The organism is Longimicrobium sp. (assembly GCA_036387335.1).
Classification (GTDB): Bacteria; Gemmatimonadota; Gemmatimonadetes; order Longimicrobiales; family Longimicrobiaceae; genus Longimicrobium.
In genome coordinates, this window is record DASVTZ010000022.1 from 1 (window position 1) to 6,870 (window position 6,870).

A 6,870-nucleotide genomic window follows, 5' to 3' on the forward strand; every position below is an offset into this window, starting at 1 on the left:
GTTCGAGGCCATCGCGTACTTCGTGAACCCCTGCAGATCGGCGCGCACCTCGTCCAGCTCCGCGTCGCGCACGGTGCCGATCCGCACCCACGGCTGCCCGTCCGTCTCCTGGCGCCAGATCGCCAGGCGCGAGCGCTCGTCGGCCGAGTCCACGCGGCCGTCGCCGTTCTGGTCCGGGTCGGCGTACCTGTAGCGCATGCGGAGCTCCGCCGGGTGGTCCGGGTCGAAGCGCAGCCCGCTCGGCTGGAACTCGAACTTGAAGGTGGCGGGGTCCAGCACGCGGATGGTGACCTGGATGGAGTCGCCGCGGCGGAACGCGGTGCCGTCCGGCCGGCGCAGGAGCGCGTTGCCCGGGATCTTGAACTCCAGGCAGTTCTCCCCCGTCGTGTACGGGATGCGGACCTCGGCGTTGTCGCCCGCCCTGGCCCAGAAGGTGGCCTCGCGCGAGGCGAGCGACGGGGCACTGGTGGCCTGGCGCGCGGCGACGAACTGGGCGTCCGGCACCACGTCCGGCGGATTGTCCGTGCCGCCCCGCTCGCATCCGCCCAGCAGGAGGGCGGCGGCGAGGGCGAGCGCGATCGTACGATTCTGTTTCATCTATCGGTATCCCATCTGGGCGTGGATCGTGTGTCGTGTGCCGGTTAGGGCAAGGCGCGAGCCCGCGAAAACCCGCGTGGCGACTGGCTTTTCGCCGAGTGCGGCTGTCGCGCGCCGCAACGGATGTCTCATTCCGCTACATCTTCCCCTTCCAGCAGGCGGTACAGCCGCGAGCGCGAGATGCCCAGCGCGTCGGCGGCCGCGCTCTTGTTCCCGTCGAAGCGCTCCAGCATCGCCACCGCCGCTCCGCGCACGATCTCGGTGAGCGATGCGGGGAATGGGATCGCGCCGTTGGAGACGGGCGCCGGGGCGGGGAGGGCGGGGAAGAGGTCCGCCGGATCGAGCCCCCCGTCGCCCAGCAGGAGGGCGCGCTCCAGGCCGTTGCGCAGCTCGCGCACGTTGCCGGGCCAGGTGTGCGCCATCAGCGCCCGCTTCAGCTCCGGGCTGATGGCGGGCGCGTCCATCCCGTATCCTTCCGCCAGCGAGCGCAGGAAGTGCTCGGCGATGAGCACCACGTCCTCTCCCCGCTCCCTGAGCGCCGGCAGGTGCAGCGGGATGACGTTGAGGCGGTAGTACAGGTCCTCTCGGAACTCCTTCCGCGCCACCGCCGCCGCCAGGTCCACGTGCGTCGCCGCGATGATGCGCACGTCCACCGTGCGCCCGCGGACGGCGCCCACGCGGCGCACCTCCTTCTCCTCCAGCGCCTTGAGGATCTTTCCCTGCAGCGTGAGCGGCAGCTCGCCGATCTCGTCCAAAAAGAGCGACCCGCCGTCCGCCGCCTCGAAAAGGCCGGGCTTGGCGGCGCGCGCGTCGGTGAAGGCGCCCCGCTCGTGGCCGAAAAGCTCCGTTTCCAGCAGCCCGGCGGGGAGGGCGGCGCAGTTCAGCTCCACGAAAGGAGCGGCGCCGCGCGGCCCGTTGTAGTGGATGGCCTGCGCCAGCAGCTCCTTTCCGGTTCCGGTCTCGCCGGTGATGAGCACGGTGGCGCGGTCGCGGGGGATGATGCGCGCGGCCCGGTCCAGCGCCGCGCGGATCTGCGGACTCCTGCCCACGATCTTGCCGAAGTCGAACGCCGTCCGCTCCTGTGCGGCCAGCCGCGCCCCCGCTGCGCGCCCTTCGCGGCGCCGGGCGCGCTCCTTCATCTCCGCGCGCAACGCTTCGATGTCGCCGGGGAGCGCGAAGTAATCCCCCGCGCCCGCGCGCACGAGGGTGGCGGCGAGGCGGTGGTCCGCGCGCGCGCCGATCACCAGCGGCGCGGGCGATCCGGCCGCGGCCAGGGCGCGCACCTCCGGCTCCGCCTCCTCCTCCACCCCGGCCACGCCCAGCAGGGCCGCCTCCTCCAGCGGGCCGCACGCCTCGGCGTTCGCCACCACGCGCAGCTCCGCCCCGGCCAGCGCGGCGAGCTCCGGCCAGACGGCGGAGAAGGAATCGGAGCGTGCAACGACGACGAGCTGGGTCACGGCCGAACGGGCAGAGGACGGTGCCGCGTAGCGCCACGCGGCGGGAGTGTAGCGATATGGGACGATATAGCGCGCCGGGCGTTCGCGCGCCAGCACGGCGGCCCGGCGGCGAAGCTCAGACGCGGCGCGGGTTTACGGTCGCTGGCATCCAGCCGGCCTTCCCTGGTACCCCCGTTGCCTTTGAATGGAGCCAGAGACACACGCCAGGCACCCGGCCCGGCCCGAACCACGGAGACACAGCCATGACCAACCGACTCGCGATCCCGACCCTCCTCGCCGCCGCCCTCCTCGCCACCGGGTGCGACTCGCCCTCGACCGGCTCGGCGGCGGGCGACGAGGTGAGCATCAACTTCACGGCCCGCACCAGCGGCGCCTCGGCGCAGCTCGCCCCGGCGGGCTCCGCGAGCCTCTCGGCGGCGGCCGGCCAGCTAGTCCTCAACGGCGACAACGGCGTCCTCACCCTCACCGACCTGCGCGCGGTGGTCGCCCGCTTCCGCCTGCGCGGCGACGACGACGTCAACCGCTGCGAAGACAACGGCGGCGCCGACGACTGCGACGACTTCAACGTGGGGCCGCTCTTCATCAACCTCCCCTTCGACGGCGTGGTCACGGTCGACGCCGGGTCGGTGAAGCCGGGCACGTACGACGAGGTGGAGTTCCGGGTCAAGAACCTGGACGACAACGACGACGACTCCAACAGCGACGACGACGCGGGCGAGGCCGCGCGCACCGAGGCGCTCCTCCAGCAGATCCGCGCGGAGATCCCCAACTGGCCGCAGAAGGCGAGCATGATGGTGTCGGGCACCTTCCAGCCGCGCACCAACGGGACGCTGGGCGCCGCGCAGCCCTTCCGCGTCTTCGTCCGCGCCGAGCTGCGCACCCGCGTGGCGCTCAACCCGCCGCTGGTGCTGACGGAGACGTCGTCCGCGCCGCAGGTCACCATCACGCTGGACCCGGCGGTTCTCTTCCGCAGCGGCACGCAGGTGGCGAACCTGGCCGCCTCCAACAACCAGCTCATCGAGCTGCGCGTCGATCGCGGCTTCCGCGGCGAGGGGCACAGCGGGCGCCACTAAAAAAAGGCCTCACGCGGAGGCGCGGAGACGCAGAGAGAGTTCGCGTAGTTCTCTCTGCGTCTCCGCGTCTCCGCGTGAGACCATTTCCCTCCGATGCAGACGGATTCGCGAGGAAGGGGTTAGATTGGGTCGTTCCCGTAGTGGCACACGGTTGATGAGAGGCCGAACGCACATGATCCGCACCGTTCTCTGCGCCGCCGCGCTGCTCTGCGCCGCACCACCCCTGTACGCGCAGCAGTGCACCTGGGAGGCCGACCAGCCGCGCGGGCGCCGTGAAGCGCAGGAGGCCGCCCTCTACAGGGCGTCCCACCAGGCGCAGCGCGGGGCGCTCCAGTCGGCGCTGCGGGCGGCGGGAGTGTCCGATCCCAAGGGGCTGGTGATCGTCACCACGGAACGGGGCGGCGGGGCTCCCGTCATCCGCTCGTTCGACCTGAACTTTCCCACGGCGGCACTCGGCGCCGTCGCTCCCGTGCTGGCGGAGCACATGAAGGAACTGCCGGAGCGGCAGGGCGGGCGCGTCGCGTCGGTGCTGAGGCTGGATACGACGGCCCTTCCGCCCGCGCGCGCCGACGGGCGCAGGCGGGATTGCCGTCCGGTGCTGCTCAACCGCGATCTGATCGTGAGCGAGCTCCAGCGGTGGGCAGCCTCCACACCGCAGGCGGAGCGCGTCCCGCGCCCCGTGCTGGTGGGGATCGCCGTTTCGCGGGACGGACGCGTGCTGTACGCCGAGGTCGCCCGCTCCAGCGGATCGGAAGCGGTCGACCGGTTCGCGCTCGAACTCGCGGAGCGCCTGAGCTTCCGCGCGGCGACGCTGGACGGCGTGACCCGCGACGTGTGGGCGGTGCTGCCGATCACCATTCGGTAGGCGTTTTCCCGGGGCGCCGCCGGGCTTGAGACGCGGCGCGGTGTGGGATATACTTCGGTCCGCCGGAAATCCCCTCGCCCAACCCGACGTGCCCCGCTTCGCCACCGCCACCCCGCACATTCCGGAGCCCGCGTGACCGACGGCCGCGAGTGGCTGGTGGAGGCGCACGGCTGCGACCCCGCACCGCTGCGCGACGTGGAGGCGCTGCGCGCGCTCTTCGCGGCCGTGGTGGCGGGGCTGGAGCTGCACCCGGTGGGCGACCCGCTCTGGCACAAGTTCCCGGGGCCGGGGGGCGTAACCGGGATGGTGCTGCTGGCCGAGAGCCACCTGACGGTGCACACCTTTCCCGAGCACGGCTCGCTCTGCCTCAACCTCTTCTGCTGCCGCCCGCGCCCTGAGTGGGACTTCGGCGCCGAGCTGCGCGCCCGCTTCGGCGCGGACGAGGTGACGGTGCGCGCGGTGGACCGGCCCTACGCCGCGGTGGTGGCCGCGTGACGGCGCCCGCCGCGCAGTGCCCCAGTTGCGGGGCGCCCTTCGAGTTCCGCTGGGCAGGGGCGGTGCAGAGCGTCTGCCCGTACTGCTCGTCCGTCATCGTGCGGCACGACGTGGCGCTGGAGCGCGTGGGCGTGGTTTCCGCACCGCCGAGCGCCGACTCGCGCATCCAGCTGGGCACGCGCGGCGAGTACGGCGGGCGCTCGTTCGAGGTCGTCGGGCGCATCGCCTATGCGTGGGAGCGGGGTGCGTGGAACGAGTGGCACGTCGTGACCGGCGGCGGCGCCAGCGCGTGGCTGGCCGAGGCGGACGGCGAGCTGTCGATGACCGTCCTCGCCGCGCCGGCCGTGCTCCCCGCTCCGGAGAGCGTGCGGCTCGGCGACGTGGTGGAAGAGAGCGGCGGTCCTCTTCAGGTGACCGAGGTGGTGCGCGCGCGCTACGCCGGCACCGAGGGCGACCTCCCCTTCGCGTATTGGGACAAGGACGAGATCCTCTTCGCCGACCTGCGCTCGCACGACGGGCGGGTGGGCACGATCGACTACAGCGAGTCGCCGCCCCTCCTGTTCGCGGGCGAGGCGGTGTCGTGGGACGCGCTGAAGCTGGCGGGGCTGCGCGATCTTGAGGCCCCGAAGGCGCAGGAGGTGCGCACCCTTCGCTGCCCCCAGTGCGGCGGCGCCGTGACGGTGCGCGCGGCCGGGCGCACGGTGAGTGTGGTGTGCGGCTCGTGCGGATCGGTGCTGGATGCGCAGGACCCCGGCCTCCGCGTACTGCAGATCTTTCAGCAGAAGCTGACGCACTCGCCGCGCATCCCGCTGGGCACGCGGGGGCGGCTGCACGGGGCGGAGTGGGAGGTGATCGGCTTCCAGATCCGATCGGTGACCGAGGAGGCGGTGCAGTACCCGTGGTCCGAGTACGTCCTCTTCCACCCGGAACGCGGCTTCCGCTACCTCACGGAGGAGAACGGGCACTGGACGGACGCCACCCCCCTGCACAACATCCCCAAGATGGGGACGGCGGGCGGGCGACCGATCGCGACGCTGAACGGCGAGACCTTCAAGCACTTCGCCACCGACACGGCGGCCACCACTTTCGTCCTCGGCGAGTTCCCGTGGGAGGTCCACGTGGGCGACGAGGAGCTGGTGCGCGACTTCGTCCACCCGCCGCGGATGCTGTCGTGGGAGGATACCGCCGGCGAGTCGACGTGGACGCTGGCCGAGTACGTTCCGCCCGCGACCATCTGGAAGAACTTCGGGCTTCCGGGGCTGCCGCCCGCGCCCAGGGGCGTGTTCGCCTGCCAGCCGTCGCCGCACACGGACCGCTCGCGGCGCTACCGGCGGGCGTTCATGATCCTGATGGCGCTGTTCACGGTGCTGACGGTGGGGCGCTGCGCCACGGCGCGGAACGACCGGGTGTTCAGTGAGCGCTACGCCTTCCGGCCGGGTCTGCCGGAGGATTCCAACTCCATCGAGGCCGGCCCCATCGTGCTGACGGGGCGCCCGGCCGCCCTGCAGGTGGAGGTGGACACCGACCTGGACAACGCGTGGGCGTTTTTCTCCTTTGCGCTGGTCAACGAGGAGACGGGGAAGCGGCTGGAGTTCGGGCGCGAGGTGAGCCAGTATCACGGGGTGGAGGGGGGCGAGAGCTGGAGCGAGGGCTCTTCTTCGGACGAGGTGCGGCTCCCCTCGGTTCCCGCGGGCCGCTACCAGCTCCTGATCGATCCGGAGGCGGAGGTGCCCGTCGGGTACACGGTGACTCTGACGCACGACGTGCCCGGTACCGGGTTCTTTTTCGCGGCGTTCCTCCTTCTCGCGGCCCCCGCCGCGCTCGCCGCATTCGCATCCATCGGCTTCGAATCGCAGCGCTGGCAGGAAAGCGATTATGCGCCGGAGGAGGACGATGATGACTGAGGGGAATGGGGAATGGGGACAGGTGCGGAACGCGGGCGTCGGGCGCCGGGGGATGAACAACACCGGGGGGATGGTCATCGTCGCGTGAGGCCGACGCCCGGCCGCCGGGGGCTAAAGCCCCCGGCTGGAACCAAGCGAAGCCCGCAGAAGCGGGCTGGGTATGCGAGGCACCCTTCATTTGTCATCCTGAGCGACGCGCGGCACCGTCCTTTGCCGGTTTGCCATCTTTGGCGCGGAGCGAAGGATCTACTGCGCGTGACGAGGGGTTGGGGTGAGGTGCAGTGCCCGGTGCGGCTCCGGCTGGATCCGTGTGTGGCTGCGGGAGTGCGGGGCGAATCACGAGGGTAGGGGAGGCGGCTCTCTCGGCAGGGCATGGGGCTCTGGCGCGGGTGTCGGGGCTTGGGCGGGGGAGGGCAGACACGTAGGTCTGCCCCTACGGGTTGCGGTGTGCGAAAGACGGGCGGTGGGGTGGGGGCGGG

At 71.9% G+C, this 6,870-nt stretch carries 6 protein-coding genes; 4 read left to right on the plus strand and 2 right to left on the minus strand.

The window, feature by feature from the left end:
* Both VF647_01780 and VF647_01785 read right to left on the minus strand, forming a co-directional pair.
* Positions 1–597, minus strand: a 597-nt coding sequence (locus tag VF647_01780) for a hypothetical protein (protein ID HEX8450792.1), incomplete at its 3' end; no start/stop codon positions are given.
* A gap of 128 nt (positions 598–725) precedes the next feature.
* Positions 726–2,054, minus strand: coding sequence for a sigma 54-interacting transcriptional regulator (locus tag VF647_01785; protein ID HEX8450793.1), 1,329 nt, complete (start codon positions 2,052–2,054; stop codon positions 726–728).
* Positions 2,055–2,296: 242 nt separating this feature from the next.
* On the opposite strand from VF647_01785, the gene VF647_01790 reads away from it, so the two are divergent.
* The 4 genes from VF647_01790 to VF647_01805 all read left to right on the plus strand — a co-directional run bounded on the left by VF647_01790 (position 2,297) and on the right by VF647_01805 (position 6,391).
* Positions 2,297–3,127, plus strand: a complete 831-nt coding sequence (locus VF647_01790) for a hypothetical protein (GenBank protein HEX8450794.1) — start codon at positions 2,297–2,299, stop codon at positions 3,125–3,127.
* Positions 3,128–3,299: 172 nt separating this feature from the next.
* The gene (locus VF647_01795) at positions 3,300–3,992 is read left to right on the plus strand and encodes a TonB family protein (protein ID HEX8450795.1); all 693 of its coding nucleotides are present in this window, start codon (positions 3,300–3,302) and stop codon (positions 3,990–3,992) included.
* Between the two features lie 132 nt (positions 3,993–4,124).
* Positions 4,125–4,487, plus strand: a complete 363-nt coding sequence (locus VF647_01800; GenBank protein HEX8450796.1) for an S-adenosylmethionine decarboxylase — start codon at positions 4,125–4,127, stop codon at positions 4,485–4,487.
* Positions 4,484–6,391, plus strand: coding sequence for a DUF4178 domain-containing protein (locus tag VF647_01805; protein HEX8450797.1), 1,908 nt, complete (start codon positions 4,484–4,486; stop codon positions 6,389–6,391). Before VF647_01800 ends, VF647_01805 begins: the two co-directional genes overlap by 4 nt.
* Positions 6,392–6,870: the final 479 nt, after the last annotated feature.